The organism is Flavobacterium resistens (assembly GCF_900182645.1).
In the GTDB taxonomy this organism is placed as follows: domain Bacteria; phylum Bacteroidota; class Bacteroidia; order Flavobacteriales; family Flavobacteriaceae; genus Flavobacterium; species Flavobacterium resistens.
In genome coordinates this window covers 360923-377352 of sequence record NZ_FXTA01000004.1, presented here as the reverse complement: position 1 = coordinate 377352, position 16430 = coordinate 360923, and the positions used below count along the sequence as shown (strand labels likewise).

The window sequence follows — 16430 nt, the reverse complement described above, 5'->3', positions numbered from 1 at the left end:
TAATAAATCGACGTAAAAATGTGCTGTTTTACATTTTTTCAAAAGTAGAAAATTTTTATCAAATCGGAGATTTGGAATTGCTTATTAACAGAAATAAAAAATTATCTTTTGAATTTCTTCAAGATTAAAGACATTCAGACATCAAATACACTAAAATACCTTATTCACTATAATTTCAACAGTTATGAAAAAAAAATTGGAAGCCGATTTAATCAGCATTGCACATCGAATTTTAAAACTTAAAAACAAATCCGATATCAATCAATTGTACCTTGAAACGCAGAAATTATATGAGAAATTAGCTATTTTAAAATTTGTCGATGAAAATTTCGACGAAGTAAAACCTACAATCAGCCACAGCGAAATCAGTTCTGAAATCGAAACTATTTTCGAAAAAGAAGAAGAAGCACCGGCAGAAGTTATAATTGAAACTCCAATTGCAATTGAAAAAACTCCTGAACCAGCAATTGTTGAAGAAATAATTGCCGAAATTCCAGAAGAAACAACTCCAGAGCCAATTGAAGAAGATACTCAGGAATCTATTGAAGAACCTATTGTTGAGAAAGTAGAAGAAGCTGAAGCAGTTAAAGAAACTGAAACTGTCGAAAGTACTAAAGATCCAATTATTGAAAAAATTCAAGCGGCTGTTTCTGAAGCTAAAAAAACAATCGAAGCAAATGATCTTTCATTTAAAACAGTCAATGATTTAAATCCAATTCCGGATTTTAAACCCGCTTTTGAATTAGAGAAACCGTCAGAAATAGAAGAACCAAAAGTAGAAAGTTCATCAAAACCAACTTCAGCCCCGATTGCGTTCGAAGATTTCGGAATCAATTATGCTGATGCCCAGTTTGTAAAAGTAGACAGTTTTGAAGCCGTTTCTCCAACTCCGACATTTGATTTTGCAGAAAAGAAAGTTGTTGAAACTGCCGTTTTAGAAACTAAAGCAGAACCAAAAGCAACAACTTTAAATGAAAAACTGGCAAAAGGTTTTCATATCGATTTAAACGACCGAATTGCGTTCACCAAAAATCTTTTTGGAAACAGCACCGAAGATTATAGTCGCGTTTTAAATCAATTGCTGACTTTTGACACTTATAGCGAAGCACAGGAATTTATTGAAAACATGGTAAAACCAGATTATAATAACTGGGAAGGAAAAGACGATTACGCAGAACGTTTTCTGGGAATCATCGAGAAGAAATTCGCATAACACTTTTCACATCTCACATTTTACATCTCACATTTTACATTTCACATTTTACATTTCACGAATAAAAAAATATGTCAAAATTATATATCGTTCCAACGCCAATTGGCAATCTTGAAGACATGACTTTCAGAGCCATTCGGGTTTTGAAAGAAGTCGATTTGATTTTGGCCGAAGACACACGAACAAGTGGCAAATTGTTGAAGCATTTTGAAATTGGTACGCACATGCACAGCCATCACATGCACAACGAACACAAAACCACCGAAAATTTAATTGCACGTTTGAAAGCTGGCGAAACTATCGCTTTGATTTCTGACGCTGGAACTCCGGCGATTTCAGATCCGGGTTTTTTATTGACTCGTGCTTGTGTCGAAAATAAAATTGAAGTCGAATGTCTTCCTGGCGCTACGGCTTTTGTTCCCGCTTTAGTAAATAGTGGATTGCCAAATGACAAATTCGTTTTTGAAGGTTTTCTTCCTGACAAAAAAGGACGTCAAACTCGATTTTTGGCTTTAGCCGAAGAAACAAGAACAATGATTTTATACGTTTCTCCGCATAAACTCGTTAAAACTTTAGCTGAATTTGTGCAATATTTTGGCGAAGACCGACAAGTTTGTGTTTCGAGAGAATTATCAAAAATGCATGAAGAAAATGTACGCGGAACCGCAAAAGAAGTTTTGGCACATTTCGAAAAAACAGCGCCAAGAGGCGAAATCGTCGTGGTCGTTGCCGGAAAAACAATAGAAAAAGAAGCTAAGAAAAGTAAATATTCTAAGGATGAAGACGAATAAGTTTTATTTATAATCCAAACGATACTGTAATAAATGAAAAAGTTAATCTTTATAATTATCTGTATTACGTTATTTAGTTGTAATAATTCAGAAAATCGTTCAAACGAAGAAAAGGCTTTATTAGATAAAATTTCCCAACTTGAAAATGAGAATAAAAACTTAAAAGATTCATTATCAAAAAATGAACGTGATTTTTTAAACTCTCAAATGTTAATCGGAGTTCCTGATGTTGAAACTATTAAGATTGGAGAAAAGAACAATATTGTAATGTTATTTCATACATCCAATAAAAAATTACCTAAATATGAAATTTATAAGATTGACGGAAATAAAAAAATTAAAATTGGAGAAAATAATCAAACAAAATTCAATTACAACTTTACCCCAAAATCAACTGACGATAACAAAATGCATCTATTAGTAAAAATTCCATATGAAGGAAAAACTATTATGATACAAAATGAAATGTCATTTAACGTAAAAAAATAAGATCAAAAATCATGAGCATTCAAGCCTTTTTAGAAAAAGTAAAACAAACTCCAACACAAATCACATTTCCTGAAACGATTGCAGTAATCGAAGAAAACTACAACTTTACTCCAACCGCTTTTCAAAATGGAACACAACATAACGCAGCCGGAGAAAACTCAGGTTCTTGTAAATTATTTTCTTTCGCAAAATTGCAAAACTTAAGCAAAGAAGAAACTTTAGCATGTTTTGGCGCTTTTTATTTTGAAGAAGTTTTAGGAGATCCAAATGGAACAAATCATCAAAATATTAGAAATTTCATCAATTTAGGCTGGGACGGAATTCAGTTTGAGGGCAACGCTTTAGAAGCAAAGTAACATTTGAAAGGCTGAGCTAAATCGAAGGCCTTTCAATACAAAATATATTTCTGCCACAGATTAAAGGATTTAAAAGTTTTTTTTTAATCTGTGAAATCAGTGGCAAAAAAATTTCTATCCAGATTAAACGATTTTTGATTTCTCCAATCTAAAATCTAAGATCTAAAATCTACATTTAAAAATGCGTTGGACATTAAAACCAAAACCTTCTGAAGATAAAATCAAACATTTGGCGCAAGCTTTAAATGTAGAAGATTTTGTAGCAACACTTTTGATTCAGCGTGGCATTGAAACTTTTGAAGATGCTAAAAATTTCTTTCGCCCTTCATTAGAACATCTTCATGATCCGTATTTGATGAAAGATATGGACAAAGCGGTTTCCCGAATCGAATCGGCAATTGAAAACCACGAAAACATTCTGGTTTTTGGCGATTATGATGTCGACGGAACAACCGCAGTTTCTTTGGTTTCTTCGTATTTAAAATCACATTATCCTAATATTGCGACTTATATTCCCGATCGTTACGACGAAGGTTACGGAATCTCATATAAAGGAATTGATTACGCAGATGATAATGGAATTTCCTTGATAATAGCTCTCGACTGCGGAATCAAATCAATTGATCATATCGCTTATGCGAAAGCAAAAAACATTGATTTTATTGTTTGTGACCACCACCGTCCTGGAGAAACACTTCCAGATGCTGTGGCCGTTTTAGATCCGAAAAGAGAAGACTGCTCCTATCCTTATGATGAATTATGCGGTTGCGGAGTTGGTTTTAAATTGATTCAGGCTTTAGGTCAAAATCGAAATGAAACCGTAGAAGATCTTGTTCCCTATCTGGATTTGGTTGCAACGGCAATTGCTGCCGATATTGTTCCGATTACGGGAGAGAATCGTGTTCTAGCTTACTTCGGATTGAAAGTAATCAACAGCGAACCAAGACCGGGAATTAAAGCTCTGGTTCATCAGGTAAAAAAGAAAGTTTTAGACATTACAGATGTTGTATTTATTATTTCGCCACGAATAAATGCGGCCGGAAGAATCAAACACGGAAATCATGCTGTTGAGCTTTTAACCGAATTTGATTTGGAACAAGCACAACAATTTGCTTCAGAAATTGAACAATACAACGCCGACCGAAAAGATTTAGACAAAAAAATCACCAAAGAAGCTTTTCAACAGATTGTAGAAAACAACGAAGAAGAACGTTTTTCTACAGTTGTATTTCAGGAAGACTGGCACAAAGGCGTAATTGGAATTGTAGCTTCAAGATTAATCGAAACCTATTATCGTCCGACTTTGGTTTTTACTAAAAGTGGCGACAAATATGCTGCTTCAGCACGATCTGTAAAAGGTTTTGATGTTTATAATGCATTAGATGCCTGCGCAGAACATTTGGAACAATTTGGAGGACATATGTATGCGGCAGGAATGACTTTAAAAGCAGAAAATTATCAGACTTTTAAAAACGCTTTTGAAAAACAAGTTCAGGAAACTATTCTTCCCGAAATGTTAACACCAGAAATCGAAATAGATGCAGAAATTGATTTCTCTGATATCACGCCAAAATTAATTCGAATATTAAAACAATTCGAGCCTTTTGGCCCACAAAATATGACACCGGTTTTTATGACTTCTGATGTAAAAGATACTGGTTACGCAAAAACCTTAGGTTCGGAAGACGAACATTTAAGGCTTTTCGCAAAACAAATCAACTCCGACGGAATTGCCGCAATTGGCTTTGGACTCGGAAAAAAAATAGATATTACAAAAAATCAAAACCCGTTTCAACTAGCCTATACAATTGCTGAAAACGAATGGAACGGCACAATTTCAACACAGCTTATGCTGAAAGACATTAGAACAAATGGAAGAAATTAAATCAAGTAAACCAGATCCTTACCAGGCGCTTCGTTATAGAGAATTCAATGTGTATTTATTACTGCGCTTCTGCATGGTTTTTGCCTGGGCCATGCAATTTATTGTGATCGAATGGGAAGTCTACAGTTTAACTAAAAATCCACTTTCACTAGGAATTATTGGTTTGATGGAAGTAATTCCTGCTGTTGGAATGGCTTTATTTGCCGGACATATTGTCGATCAAAGTGAGAAGAAAGGATTATTGGTAAAATGTATTCTGGGATTTTCTGTAATTAGTTTTGGATTGTTTTTATTGACATGGCCAAAAATTGTTGGTGGTTTATCGCAGACTGTTATTTTATATTCCATTTATGCTTTAGTCTTTTTGGGCGGATTGGTTAGAGCATTTTTAGGTCCAACTACTTTCTCTCTTCAATCACTGATTATACCTAAAAAAGTATATCCAAATGCTTCTACCTGGAGCAGTTCAGTTTGGCAAATTGGAGCCGTTATGGGGCCGGCATTGGCAGGATTTTCAATTAACTGGATTGGCGTTCACTGGTCGATGTGCCTGGTTTTCGGATTCTCAATTCTCGCCTTAATTGCCTTGTCACAAATCAGTAAAAAACCAATCGTAAATCCGAAGATTGGAGAATCGATAAAAGACAGTCTTACCGAAGGATTAACTTTTGTCTTCAAAAACCAAGTTGTTTTAGGCGCATTATCACTTGACATGATTGCTGTACTCTTTGGAGGCGCAGTAGCATTATTACCGATTTTTGCACAGGACATTTTAAAAGTTGGTGCTGAAGGATTTGGAATATTAAGAGCAGCACCTGCTGTTGGATCTTTTATTACCATGCTCGTTTCTGCTTATGTACCTTTGTATAAAAATGCAGGAAAAAAACTTTTAATCGCCATTTTTGTTTTTGGATTATCAATCATTTTATTTGGACTTTCTACTTATTTCTGGCTTTCTGTTTTTGCTTTATTTTTAAGCGGATTAGCTGACGGAATTTCAGTAGTTATTCGTCAGACAATCTTACAGCTTAAAACGCCAGATCATATGCGTGGACGTGTGGGTGCCGTAAATTCAATTTTTGTTGGATCTTCAAATGAATTAGGCGCTTTTGAAAGTGGTGCAACCGCTAAATTAATGGGAACTGTTACTTCCGTTGTTTTTGGAGGAAGTATTACACTTTTGACTGTTTTAGGCTTCGGTTTTATATCTCCTACTTTTAGAAATTTAGATCTGAAAAGAGATATGGAAGAGCATCATAATCAGGAATAATAAAAATCATTTATAGACTTTACTCAGAACAACAAAATTGGTTGCCTACTCTTATTTATTTTTCATAAACAACTAAAAATCAATTATTAATAAGGTTTTTTATCATTTTTTTATGTTTTTCTTAATCAAGTGTTAATACAAACAGTATGTATCTTTGCAACCTAAAAAATTGCCATGAAGGACATCGAACAGATATACCGCAACGATTTTGGAATTTCATTTTATTGGAAAGAAGGCAACGAAATTGTATCAGATAAAATTCAGCTTCTTTTTAAACAAATGGGATTTTATTTTTCAGTTCAGGAGTTAAATGAATTTCACGATTTAATTGAAGACTGCGTAACAGACCATAATGATTATGACGCGCGTGGTGTAAAACGCACATTCGATAAATTTTTATTGAAAACACCCTATGTTGCGTTAGATTTAGAAATATCCCCAATTGAATTAAATTCCATTAAAGATTTGGTTGACGGTTCATTATTTCGACTTAATCTCAACGAATATATTTATGGTCCTGGAATAAACTAAAACATTTCTAACTTTCTCAGAAGACAAATCTTAACTTTCACTGTACTCTGATATGCTAACTGAGATAAGATTTTTTTCAAACTTTTATGATTTTTTTATTTAGAATTAATATAAATAATATTTATATTTGTTGAAATAAAAGGTTTTACGATGAGAGAAATAGAACAAATCTACCATAATAATTTTGGCATAGCTTTTTACTGGAAACAAAATAGTCAAACAATAATCGATAAAGTACAATTAGTTTTTAAAGAAACCGGTTTTTATTTTACTATATCAGAGCTCAATCAGTTTTGTGATTTAATTGAAGACAGCATAATCGAAAATGCTTGTTGTGAAGCTTGCGAAATGAAATATTCCTGCCATAAATTTTTATTAAAAACGCCTTGTAATTCTATTGATTTAGCGGTTTCTATGACCGAATTGAAATCGATAAAAGATTTAGTTGAAGGTTCTTTATTTAAAATTGAACTCGACGAATATGTTTATGGAGTAGGCATGAATTAAGAATTATTCTAAATATTTTAACAGCATTTTTTCATTATTGAAATATATTTTGATTTTCTTCAAAAAAAAGTATATTTACGGCAATGAAAAAAACATGCATTCTTTTTGCCTTAATACTTTTTACGCTAGTTTTTACAAGCTGCAAAAATTCTTCTGACGATTATATTGACCCGCGCGGTACTGATTATGCAGGTTCTGAAAGCTGTATTCAGTGTCATCAAACGCAATATGATCTGGCTTTGAAGAGTTCTCATTTCAAAGCGACTGCTCCGGCAACTTTAGAAAACGTACTTGGTGATTTTGACAAAGGCAATCATACTTTTATTTATGACAAAGACACAAAATTAGTCATGGAAAAACGTGGCGACAGTCTTTTTCAGATTTTATATAAAAATGGAAAAGAGGTCCAGGCGCATAAATTTGAAATTGTATTTGGAACAAAACATGCGCAGACTTCAGTTTATTGGCGTGAAAACAATACTTACGAGTTACCTGTTTCTTATTACAATTCTATAAATAACTGGGCGACAAGTCCGGGTTTCCCAGCAGATAAACCTTATTTTGACCGAATGGTAGTGAAAGACTGCTATTCTTGCCACGCCTCAAATGCCAGCAGCCGAGATGTGAATCAAAATTCTGCAGAAAAAAACATGATGTCTATGGATGTTGAAGATATCATCAAAAAGGAAACAATTGTTTATGGAATTGATTGCGAACGTTGTCATGGTCCGGCCAAAAAACATGTCGAATTTCATTTGAAAAATCCGAATGTAAAAATTGCAAACAGCATTACAAGTTTTAAAAATTTAAGTAAACAACAAAGACTAGATGCCTGCGCGCTTTGCCATGCTGGAAATGATGGAATGAAATTAAAGTCTCGTTTTGATTTTAAACCGGGAGATAATTTATCTGAGTTTTATAGAGCAACCAGAAGCATTACAGACACGGCGCAATTTGATGTCCATGGAAATCAATTTCGTTTAATGGCACAAAGCAAGTGTTTTATCAACAGTGAAAAAATGGATTGCATTACATGTCATAATCCCCATGAAAATGCTTCTAAAAATATGGCTTCGTATTCCAAAATTTGTATGAGCTGTCACCAAGATTTGAAACACAATGAACAGACACAAAAAATAATGCCAGAAAAACTAATGGCCTCTAATTGTGTGGAATGTCACATGCCGAAAAAAGCATCAGGAGCAATTAAATTTCAGCTTTCAAGCAGTAAGCAACTTTCTGAATATATTCTGCGAACACATAAGATTGGTATTTATCCGATGGATAAAAAGTAACTATTTTTCGAATTTTTTAAGTTCAAAATTCTCACCGTCAAAAACGCCGTAAGTAAAATAACCAATCCAATCGCCAAGATTTACATAATTTGAATCTTCTCCAACCGGAATTATCATTGGTAAATGACGATGCCCAAAAATAAAGTAATTATAATGTTTGGTTTCGAGTTTACGTTTGGCGTATAAAACCAACCATTCGTTTTCTTCACCTAGAAATTTCACATCTTCATCGCCAGAAATCAATTTATTTTTAACCGAAAGATATTGCGCTAAACTAACGCCAACATCTGGATGAAGCCAACGAAAAAGCCATTTTGAAAACGGATTTGTAAAAACCTTTTTCATTCGTTTATAACCTTTGTCACCAGGACCTTTTCCATCACCGTGCCCAATTAAAAAGGTTTTTCCGTTAAAAGTAAATTCTTTGTTATCGTGATAAACCGGAATATTCAATTCGGTTTCAAAATAATCATTCATCCATAAATCATGATTTCCGACGAAAAAATAAATCGGAATACCACTGTCGCGAATTTCAGCTAATTTGCCCAAAATACGCACAAAACCTTTCGGCACTACCGTTTTATATTCAAACCAAAAATCAAACAAATCACCAAGCAAAAAAATAGCTTCTGCATCTTCTTTAACCTCGTCAAGCCACGCTACGAATTTTTTTTCGCGTGGCAAACTCAACTCAGGAGTTGGCGCACCAAAATGCTGATCTGAGGCAAAATATATTTTTTTCATTTATCTTTTGTGAAATGTGATTTGTGAGATGTGAAACGTTTTACTTTTAACAATTTACTTTTTACTGATTATCACTTGCATACCATTCTGCAAATGAAGATTCTGTTTCCTGAAGCTTAAGAGAAAAAAGAGAAATTCCTTTTGGAAGGCGAGCCACAATTCTTTCAGCAAAATCAACCACCATATTTTCACTTGTTGGCTGATAATCAACTAAAATAACATGATGACCACGATTTTTCAATTCGTTTGCCAATTCGATATGCGGCGTAGTTTGATTGAAAACCGTTGCATGATCAAACTGATCGACGATTTCTTCTTTTACAATTTTCTTTAGGTCAGAAAAATCAATTACCATTCCGAATTTCACATTCGATCGATCTGTAATTGGCGAACCAATAACGGTTACCGACAATTTATAACTGTGTCCGTGAACGTTCTTGCATTTTCCGTCGTAACCGTACAAAGCGTGACCGGTTTCGAAACTAAATTGTTTTGTAATTCTAATATTACTCATCGATGTTTAATTTTAAGCTTGCAAATTTACAAATTAATAACCGTTTTCGTCTCTTTTTTTAGCACGGTTATACATCCACAAAGCAATTCCGCCTAAAATCAGGAACGGAATAAAAGATCCAATGACAACACCAATCTGATAACCGCTGTCTGGTGCATTCTTAATTTTCTCTGCAACGTCAACTTTTTGCAGTAATGAAATGATATACATATTCTAAAATTTGGTTTAAACACATAGCTATGTTTTTTAATGCAAGTGAAACGCTTTTTTTTTGCAGTTTTAAAAGCTATATCTCTATGTGTTTAAATTTATTAGTCTTCCTTATTTTTTAAATTGAAGCAAAGCATTTCTGCTAAAATCAGACAAAACCAATTTACCTGTGATTTTAGCTCGATCAATTAACAATGATTCCCATTGTTCAGTGCCCTCCCAAATTATTTTTTTCATTTCAAACAAAGCTTCAGGATTGTATGAACTTAGTTTTTGAGTGAAATTATGAACTTCGTTATCCAATTCTTCCAAAGAATAAAGTGCGGCATAAAGTCCGTTTTGAAGTCCCCATTCTGCCGATTTCCATTCGTGTGCTGCCAAAGTCATTTCGGTCATTGCTCTTTTTCCGATTTTACGCGAAACAGCCGGCTCGATTACAAAAGGCCCAATTCCAATCGCAAGTTCAGATAATTTCACAGCACTCTCCATCGTAGCAAAAACATAATCACAAGCCGAAATAATTCCGACACCGCCTCCAACAGCCTTTCCCTGAACGCGACCAATGATTAATTTATTGCAATTGCGCATTGCATTGATCAAATGAGCAAAACCAGAGAAAAATTCAGTTCCTTGTTCTTCGTTTTCTACCTGCAAAAGTTCATCAAACGAAGCTCCGGAACAAAAAACTCTGTTTCCTTCACTTTTTAAAATAATAACCGAAACCTCTTCATTTCGGCTTAAAGAATTAATTTCTGCCGTAAGGCGATCCAATAATTGACGCGGAAAAGAATTACTCGCAGGATGACCAAACTGAACCGTTGCAATAGTATTTTGAAAAGAAGTTTCTAAGCTTCCGTTTGCATTTTCTAAACTCATAAAAAAAAGATTTAAAAGTAAAGTTACGCTTTTGAAAAATAATACTTCAGAAACTCACCGAAATTTGTTTTTTGAAAATTATTTAACTTTATTTGTTAACGTATTGGGGGATTAGCTCATTTAATTTTTCAACGTCAAAATAAAAAAGGGGGATTAGCTCATTTGGCTAGAGCGCTACGCTGGCAGCGTAGAGGTGATCGGTTCGAATCCGATATTCTCCACAAACTAAAAACCCTTGTAAAATAGAATTTACAAGGGTTTTGTTTTTTTATGATTTCGCAATCTTGTCATTTCGAGGAACGAGAAATCACACTCGTTGCTCGCCAAAGAATGGCGACTTAGTTTGCGGAGTTTCTAGTGTGATTTCTCGTTCCTCGAAATGACAAAAAAACTATTTCTCATTCGCCGAATCATCGGCATCCACTCTATCTTTTTCCGCTTTTTTGAAATCGTTATTCAGCAAATTTTCCAATTTCTTTTTTTCTTTCTGATTTTTTCTGATTGTCAGCACAACCAAAACCACAACCAAGATTGCTACAATTCCTATTATATTCCAATTGATATCCATGACGCGAATTTTATACTAAATATAAAGTTTTTTTGATTTCTGTATATTATCAAAAAGTTAAGTCTGTTATTTAAAAAATTTGTAAGAACCCTTTTATTATTTACAAAAAACAATTTATGCATTAATTCGAGAGCTTTTTTTGCTCTAAAATTAACTATTAAGCAATTTTAGGACTTTTTTAAATTGCTATTTTAAATAAAAAACAAAAATTTAACCTTAAATTGAGAATTAATCAACATGTTGTTTGTACTTTTGCAAAAAATTTAAGTACAATATGAGTCTAAAGAAGACTAAAGCACACTTAAATTTAAAAAAACATTAAGTATCTGTTTTTGAATTAAGTATCATTTTTAAATATTTCTGAATTAGTACCCCGAAATTATTAAGATAGAAAATTCATATTATAGATAAATACCCAAAAAAGCCATGACAAAAGTTATGGCTTTTTTTATTAAAAAACCTATCTCTAACTATATTAGTAGTTGCAAATTTTAAAACTAGACTAAAGCTTTAATATAATTTTTAACCAGCATTAAATTTTGAAATTGATTTTGCAATGAATTTGACATACTAGCAATTACTGGTCTAGTATAAATACTTCTGGAAAGAGTTCTCTCATAAACTTCATCGGAAAGACACTCATTATAATTATCTTTTAAAAATTGCAAATACTTTGTAAAAGTCATTTTTTGAAAAAACAATTCATCCGGACATTTATTACCTTCTATGTGTTTTTTGAGCAAATCTTGAATTTCTAATGATATTTTTTGATTCATTTTAAAACTAATTTTTAGTTCCTCCATCTCTTCATTTGGCTCAATAAACTTTACTTCTTGAGGTTTCTGACTTTGGACAAATGTCGCTATGGCAATACAGAGACCAATCAAGCCAATAACAATTTCAATAGTCATATTTTAAAGTTTTATTCCAGCAATAAAAGAGTGCGATTTGTCAATTCATTCTTATACTTTAAAACATCATCAACACTATTTAATAAATACTCATTATTTTCGATTACAATCTTCAATTTTGCATCTGTAAAAATCAATTTACAAATCACCTTTTTTAAATTATCATCAACACTAATATTAAAAAAACTTTTAAAATCTTTAAAGAAAATTCTTTGACTTGGAATCTTTTTATTCTGAATCAGCAAAGTCCGTATAGTATGATAAGCTTGAATCTCTGCTTCGGTTGTAATAATTCCTCCTGTGTTTGAGTTTGATTCAGAAATTACTTTTTTGTCATATAAAGATTTTAACAACGCTGAATTAATCATATTAATCATTTTACCTTGCGTTTCTTCAGTAAACTTTGTTTTGAAGTTCATGTTTCGATGAATAATCTTCAATAAATCTTTTGAAGGCGCAATAAATTCTTTTAACAAGCTAGCTTCAAAATCTTCAGCGAAAACACATTCTTGCGCTGTTTTAATAATCTCATTTATGACTACATATCTTTTGTCGAATTTAATTAGCGTTTCTAAATCTTTATCGGAATAATTAATCAGATTAAATACAAAAAAGGGTTTTGTATCAATAACATTTGGCAATAAAATATCTGAATAAAATCTATATTCTATTCCATTAGTTAAAACTGCAATTCTTGAACTTTTAGTGTTATTAAAATATCCGTTGAGTTGTCCAGCCTCTTTATCACTAAGTTTGCTATTATATTTTTTTGCTTCAATTAAAATAGTTTCCTTTTTATTGAGTAAAATCGCATAATCAATTTTTTGACTTACTCTTTCTCCAAAATCAGCATTGAATTCAGGTATTAAATCATTAGAAATATAGTTCAGAAGGTGAAAAAATGGTTCAATCAAAAATTTACGAGTTTGAGCTTCGTTTGTGCACAATTCAATTGCATCATTAATTTTAAAATTCTCTAGTGCTTTTTTTAATTGGTTAATAGATTGTTTAGGAATGTTTGTGGTCATTTTAGAGGTTTGTTAGTTAGACGAAAATTAAAACTAAACTAATGAAAATTAACCAATTACTAAATCTTTAAAAATCATTACTTTAAATTAGGACAAATATCTTCATTTAATCAATAATAGTTTTACGGAAAACCATAGCGACATAGATTAATTAAGACATTATCCAAAAGTAGCATTTTAGAAATGTATATCATCAAGTGTTTATACCTGAAAACCAAAACAATAAAGAGTTTTTAATCTAATTTGCTCAAAAAAACTTTGCAGAGCTTCTTGTGGAGATTTCTCCTTCGTCGAAATGACAATACTTTGAAATGATTCCGAAAAACTTCGCGCCTTTATTACCTAATCAAAAACCCCAATCGAATACTTCCATAAAAATACCCAGAATTAGTATCAATTCCTGGATCTTTCAATTCTCGGCCCCGATACAGAAAAGAATACGAAATATTGAATTTATTATGTCGGTATTTCAAACCAAACTCCGCATTGAAACGAAGCGGTTCTAAGTTGAAAGTCACTGGGCTCGTGTCGCTAAACATGCTTCCTTGAATTGTAGCATCATAAAACTGATAATTGATACTTGGCATGGCATAAAAATAAAATTCGCGGATTTCATATTGCGGCTCCGAACTTACAGAAGCATCGTGTAAATTGGAATTGTAAATTGGTTGGAGTTTTTTAAACCCAATGCGGGTTAAAAATCCTGTTGAAACACCTGTAAAAATAGTTCCTAAATTTGCTTCTGATTGAAAATGAAGATCTATAAAATCATTGTGTTTGCTCGGAAATAATTTCTTCGAATACATTACGTGCGCCTGAACAGCAAACGCATTATGCAACTGATTTTCCCAGCCGTACACTTTTTTGTAGCCAATAAGATGATGAAAACTTTCCTGAGTTTCGCGTCCAAAAGCATTTGGTCCCATATAACCCAATTGAAAATCTGTTTTTAGAATTGATTCGCTTTGGTAGAAAAAACCGCGTCCGGCTTCGGCAAAAAGATAACCGGTAAAAGGCCGATCATTAATATCTACAGCCGTTTGATTGATATATCTTGGATTGTAAATGTATTGACCTAAACGAAATTCGGTTATTTTTTTATTGATTTTTTCGTTTTCGTTTTTGGATAAATAACGAAAGAAAAGTTCTAAACCATTGGTATAATACATATCATTTTTAGATGATGTATATAAATCATTATCCGAGATAAAACCGAATTCTTTTGTATTTCCCTGTCCGAAAACCAAAGTTGTTGCGAGCAGAAAAACCGCCAGAAAAACGTTTTTATTTACCATCGTAATTTATTTTTCCAACGTAGCGCATTTCACGAACAATTCTTTCTTTTCGTCTATTAATATAACTTGAGGAACCTGTAGCTTTAAATTTTCTTGGATTTGGAAGGATTGCGGCAATTCCTGCTGCCTGCATTGGTGTCAGGCTCGAAGCATCACGGCGGTACCAATGTTCAGTCGCGGCATAAGCGCCATAAACTCCGTCGCCCATTTCGATACTGTTCAAATAAACTTCCATGATTCTTTCTTTGCCCCAGATAATCTCAATCAAAACAGTAAAATAAGCTTCTAAACCTTTTCGCAGATAACTTTTTCCTTGCCATAAAAAAACGTTTTTGGCAGTTTGTTGCGAAATGGTACTTCCACCTCGAATTCGACGTCCGCGTTCATTACTTTTATATGCTTTTTGAAGGGCTTTAAAATCGAAACCGTTATGTGTTAAAAAAGTTCCGTCTTCGCTGGCGATTACCGCTTTTTGAAGATTATTCGAAATTTTTTCAATTGGCTCCCAGTCATGATCGAAATAAACTTCCTTACCCGCCATTTTATTTTCGATGGCCCGAATAATCATCAAAGGCGTGAAAGGCACCGGGACATATTTAAAGAAAACAACAGAACCTATTGACAATCCAAAAAACCACAGCATTGCTTTGATAAAAAACCATTTGACTTTTTCGCCAAAGGTTTTGTTTGTTTTCTTTTTTGTTGCTGGTTTTGGTTTACTTGTTGCCGGCTTTTTTGGTGCTGGTTTTTTGGTTGCTGCCATTATATTAAATCTGCTAATTCTGTTCCTATTAAACTTCCTATTGCCACGCCCATTCCGCCTAAACGTACTCCGCAGAATACATTTTCAGAAAGTGCTGACACAACAGGATTCTTACTGTTCCCGATTCCCATAATCCCGCTCCAACGATGCGCAATCTGAAAATCCTGATTTGGTAAAATTACATTTTTCAGCAAATCTTCCAATTTATTTTGAATAATTTTCGTGTTACCAAATTCAGTTGTGGTTTCTCCATCAAAATCAAGATTTCGGCCTCCGCCAAGTAGAATCCGATCGCCGATATTTCTGAAATAGTAATATCCTTTATCTAAATGAAACGTTCCTTTTATATCTAAATTGTGAATAGGTTCTGTAATTAAAACTTGCGCTCTGGCAGGTTTTACGGCACCATTTGTCAACGATCCGGCAAAACCATTCGTCGCAAAAAAGAGTTTTTGAGTTTTAAAACTAAAATCATTTAAAACAACTTCAACCTGATTACCTGAATCCTGATAAGAAGTTACAGTCTGCTGATTCAAAATCAAAATATCAGCCGAAATTGCTTGCTTCAACAATTCCTGCATCATATTTCCGGTATCAATCTGCGCTTCAAACGGATTAAAAATTAAATATTCCTGAATATTTTCAAATCCAAAACGATCTACTTCTTTAGAAAAAACATCGGCTTTGAAAAGTGGTTTTAAAACTTCATTTATAAACGGAATTTTCGAAATGCATTCACTAAATCCGAGCTCGTCGTCTTTCAAGAATAGTTCATATCCGCCATGAGGTTTAAAATCAATTGCTGAATCGCCCAGTCTTTTTCGGAGCATTTGCAAACCTTTCCAGCGTTTTTCGATCAGCGCCACAACATCATCCTCGGAATGCGTTTTTAAATCATCCAAAATTTCCGAAAGACTTCCAAAACAAGCAAAACCTGCATTTTTTGTACTTGCGCCTTGCGGCAACATTCCTCTTTCTAAGACTAAAATTTTAGCAGCAGGAAATCTTTCGCGCAAACGTAATGCGGCATGCAAACCAACAATTCCGCTGCCTACAATTGTATAATCAATATTTGTAAACCAATTTTTTAGTTCCCAATAGCTCAATTCCATATTCAGACTTTTTTATAAAAATAATGATTTTTCCTTTCGCCACGACTCGAGCGATAGCGAATAGGCGAAGCA

The 16430-nt window shown here is 33.3% G+C and carries 19 protein-coding genes and 1 tRNA gene; 10 read left to right on the top strand and 10 right to left on the bottom strand.

The window, feature by feature from the left end:
- The first annotated feature begins 184 nt into the window (after nucleotides 1-184).
- The 9 genes from FN795_RS16345 to FN795_RS16305 all read left to right on the top strand — a co-directional run bounded on the left by FN795_RS16345 (nucleotide 185) and on the right by FN795_RS16305 (nucleotide 8337).
- Complete coding sequence (locus FN795_RS16345; protein WP_142451613.1) at nucleotides 185-1213, top strand: hypothetical protein; 1029 nt, start codon at nucleotides 185-187, stop codon at nucleotides 1211-1213.
- A gap of 71 nt (nucleotides 1214-1284) precedes the next feature.
- A complete protein-coding gene (gene rsmI, locus FN795_RS16340) occupies nucleotides 1285-2004 on the top strand; it encodes a 16S rRNA (cytidine(1402)-2'-O)-methyltransferase (RefSeq protein ID WP_142451611.1) in 720 nt (239 codons plus the stop codon).
- 33 nt (nucleotides 2005-2037) lie between these two features.
- Complete coding sequence (locus FN795_RS16335) at nucleotides 2038-2493, top strand: hypothetical protein (RefSeq protein ID WP_142451610.1); 456 nt, start codon at nucleotides 2038-2040, stop codon at nucleotides 2491-2493.
- Between the two features lie 11 nt (nucleotides 2494-2504).
- Complete coding sequence (locus FN795_RS16330) at nucleotides 2505-2849, top strand: HopJ type III effector protein (protein WP_008465164.1); 345 nt, start codon at nucleotides 2505-2507, stop codon at nucleotides 2847-2849.
- A 181-nt stretch (nucleotides 2850-3030) separates the two neighbouring features.
- On the top strand, nucleotides 3031-4734 hold the full coding sequence (gene recJ, locus FN795_RS16325) for a single-stranded-DNA-specific exonuclease RecJ (RefSeq protein ID WP_142451608.1): 1704 nt from the start codon (nucleotides 3031-3033) through the stop codon (nucleotides 4732-4734).
- The gene (locus FN795_RS16320; RefSeq protein ID WP_142451607.1) at nucleotides 4721-6004 is read left to right on the top strand and encodes an MFS transporter; all 1284 of its coding nucleotides are present in this window, start codon (nucleotides 4721-4723) and stop codon (nucleotides 6002-6004) included. Before recJ ends, FN795_RS16320 begins: the two co-directional genes overlap by 14 nt.
- 174 nt (nucleotides 6005-6178) lie before the next feature.
- Nucleotides 6179-6535, top strand: a complete 357-nt coding sequence (locus tag FN795_RS16315; protein WP_142451605.1) for a hypothetical protein — start codon at nucleotides 6179-6181, stop codon at nucleotides 6533-6535.
- 150 nt (nucleotides 6536-6685) lie between these two features.
- The gene (locus tag FN795_RS16310; protein ID WP_035653242.1) at nucleotides 6686-7042 is read left to right on the top strand and encodes a hypothetical protein; all 357 of its coding nucleotides are present in this window, start codon (nucleotides 6686-6688) and stop codon (nucleotides 7040-7042) included.
- Between the two features lie 83 nt (nucleotides 7043-7125).
- Complete coding sequence (locus FN795_RS16305; protein WP_142451604.1) at nucleotides 7126-8337, top strand: cytochrome c3 family protein; 1212 nt, start codon at nucleotides 7126-7128, stop codon at nucleotides 8335-8337.
- On the opposite strand, the gene FN795_RS16300 is transcribed toward FN795_RS16305, so the two are convergent.
- The 4 genes from FN795_RS16300 to FN795_RS16290 form a co-directional block, all read right to left on the bottom strand.
- Complete coding sequence (locus FN795_RS16300; protein ID WP_026728343.1) at nucleotides 8338-9081, bottom strand: UDP-2,3-diacylglucosamine diphosphatase; 744 nt, start codon at nucleotides 9079-9081, stop codon at nucleotides 8338-8340. It lies immediately after the preceding gene.
- 61 nt (nucleotides 9082-9142) lie between these two features.
- Nucleotides 9143-9595, bottom strand: a complete 453-nt coding sequence (locus FN795_RS16295; RefSeq protein WP_142451602.1) for a 6-pyruvoyl trahydropterin synthase family protein — start codon at nucleotides 9593-9595, stop codon at nucleotides 9143-9145.
- Between the two features lie 33 nt (nucleotides 9596-9628).
- Nucleotides 9629-9805 (bottom strand): hypothetical protein, encoded by a 177-nt coding sequence (locus tag FN795_RS21445; protein WP_167498085.1) that lies wholly within the window; start codon nucleotides 9803-9805, stop codon nucleotides 9629-9631.
- A gap of 111 nt (nucleotides 9806-9916) precedes the next feature.
- Nucleotides 9917-10681, bottom strand: coding sequence for an enoyl-CoA hydratase/isomerase family protein (locus FN795_RS16290; RefSeq protein ID WP_142451600.1), 765 nt, complete (start codon nucleotides 10679-10681; stop codon nucleotides 9917-9919).
- A gap of 147 nt (nucleotides 10682-10828) precedes the next feature.
- Between FN795_RS16290 and FN795_RS16285 the strand changes: the two genes are divergently transcribed.
- Nucleotides 10829-10902: transfer RNA gene (locus FN795_RS16285), tRNA-Ala, on the top strand.
- Between the two features lie 170 nt (nucleotides 10903-11072).
- Here the strand turns inward: FN795_RS16285 and FN795_RS21440 are convergent.
- From FN795_RS21440 to FN795_RS16260, 6 genes are all read right to left on the bottom strand, one after another.
- The gene (locus tag FN795_RS21440) at nucleotides 11073-11249 is read right to left on the bottom strand and encodes a hypothetical protein (protein ID WP_167498090.1); all 177 of its coding nucleotides are present in this window, start codon (nucleotides 11247-11249) and stop codon (nucleotides 11073-11075) included.
- Between the two features lie 497 nt (nucleotides 11250-11746).
- Nucleotides 11747-12160, bottom strand: a complete 414-nt coding sequence (locus tag FN795_RS16280) for a hypothetical protein (RefSeq protein WP_142451599.1) — start codon at nucleotides 12158-12160, stop codon at nucleotides 11747-11749.
- An 11-nt stretch (nucleotides 12161-12171) separates the two neighbouring features.
- Complete coding sequence (locus FN795_RS16275; protein WP_142451598.1) at nucleotides 12172-13188, bottom strand: type I restriction enzyme HsdR N-terminal domain-containing protein; 1017 nt, start codon at nucleotides 13186-13188, stop codon at nucleotides 12172-12174.
- A gap of 338 nt (nucleotides 13189-13526) precedes the next feature.
- Nucleotides 13527-14483: a lipid A deacylase LpxR family protein gene (locus FN795_RS16270; protein ID WP_142451597.1), complete on the bottom strand. Its 957-nt coding sequence runs from the start codon at nucleotides 14481-14483 to the stop codon at nucleotides 13527-13529.
- Nucleotides 14473-15246 (bottom strand): monofunctional biosynthetic peptidoglycan transglycosylase, encoded by a 774-nt coding sequence (gene mtgA / locus FN795_RS16265; RefSeq protein ID WP_142451595.1) that lies wholly within the window; start codon nucleotides 15244-15246, stop codon nucleotides 14473-14475. Before mtgA ends, FN795_RS16270 begins: the two co-directional genes overlap by 11 nt.
- A complete protein-coding gene (locus FN795_RS16260) occupies nucleotides 15246-16358 on the bottom strand; it encodes an NAD(P)/FAD-dependent oxidoreductase (RefSeq protein WP_142451593.1) in 1113 nt (370 codons plus the stop codon). Before FN795_RS16260 ends, mtgA begins: the two co-directional genes overlap by 1 nt.
- Nucleotides 16359-16430: the final 72 nt, after the last annotated feature.

What these genes read in the sequence shown, in the direction of transcription:
- FN795_RS16345 (WP_142451613.1), top strand. Translation starts at nt 185, where the DNA reads ATGAAAAAAAAATTGGAAGCCGATTTAATCAGCATTGCACATCGAATT.
- rsmI (WP_142451611.1), top strand. Translation starts at nt 1,285, where the DNA reads ATGTCAAAATTATATATCGTTCCAACGCCAATTGGCAATCTTGAAGAC.
- FN795_RS16335 (WP_142451610.1), top strand. Translation starts at nt 2,038, where the DNA reads ATGAAAAAGTTAATCTTTATAATTATCTGTATTACGTTATTTAGTTGT.
- FN795_RS16330 (WP_008465164.1), top strand. Translation starts at nt 2,505, where the DNA reads ATGAGCATTCAAGCCTTTTTAGAAAAAGTAAAACAAACTCCAACACAA.
- recJ (WP_142451608.1), top strand. Translation starts at nt 3,031, where the DNA reads ATGCGTTGGACATTAAAACCAAAACCTTCTGAAGATAAAATCAAACAT.
- FN795_RS16320 (WP_142451607.1), top strand. Translation starts at nt 4,721, where the DNA reads ATGGAAGAAATTAAATCAAGTAAACCAGATCCTTACCAGGCGCTTCGT.
- FN795_RS16315 (WP_142451605.1), top strand. Translation starts at nt 6,179, where the DNA reads ATGAAGGACATCGAACAGATATACCGCAACGATTTTGGAATTTCATTT.
- FN795_RS16310 (WP_035653242.1), top strand. Translation starts at nt 6,686, where the DNA reads ATGAGAGAAATAGAACAAATCTACCATAATAATTTTGGCATAGCTTTT.
- FN795_RS16305 (WP_142451604.1), top strand. Translation starts at nt 7,126, where the DNA reads ATGAAAAAAACATGCATTCTTTTTGCCTTAATACTTTTTACGCTAGTT.
- FN795_RS16300 (WP_026728343.1), bottom strand. Translation starts at nt 9,081, where the DNA reads ATGAAAAAAATATATTTTGCCTCAGATCAGCATTTTGGTGCGCCAACT.
- FN795_RS16295 (WP_142451602.1), bottom strand. Translation starts at nt 9,595, where the DNA reads ATGAGTAATATTAGAATTACAAAACAATTTAGTTTCGAAACCGGTCAC.
- FN795_RS21445 (WP_167498085.1), bottom strand. Translation starts at nt 9,805, where the DNA reads ATGTATATCATTTCATTACTGCAAAAAGTTGACGTTGCAGAGAAAATT.
- FN795_RS16290 (WP_142451600.1), bottom strand. Translation starts at nt 10,681, where the DNA reads ATGAGTTTAGAAAATGCAAACGGAAGCTTAGAAACTTCTTTTCAAAAT.
- FN795_RS21440 (WP_167498090.1), bottom strand. Translation starts at nt 11,249, where the DNA reads ATGGATATCAATTGGAATATAATAGGAATTGTAGCAATCTTGGTTGTG.
- FN795_RS16280 (WP_142451599.1), bottom strand. Translation starts at nt 12,160, where the DNA reads ATGACTATTGAAATTGTTATTGGCTTGATTGGTCTCTGTATTGCCATA.
- FN795_RS16275 (WP_142451598.1), bottom strand. Translation starts at nt 13,188, where the DNA reads ATGACCACAAACATTCCTAAACAATCTATTAACCAATTAAAAAAAGCA.
- FN795_RS16270 (WP_142451597.1), bottom strand. Translation starts at nt 14,483, where the DNA reads ATGGTAAATAAAAACGTTTTTCTGGCGGTTTTTCTGCTCGCAACAACT.
- mtgA (WP_142451595.1), bottom strand. Translation starts at nt 15,246, where the DNA reads ATGGCAGCAACCAAAAAACCAGCACCAAAAAAGCCGGCAACAAGTAAA.
- FN795_RS16260 (WP_142451593.1), bottom strand. Translation starts at nt 16,358, where the DNA reads ATGGAATTGAGCTATTGGGAACTAAAAAATTGGTTTACAAATATTGAT.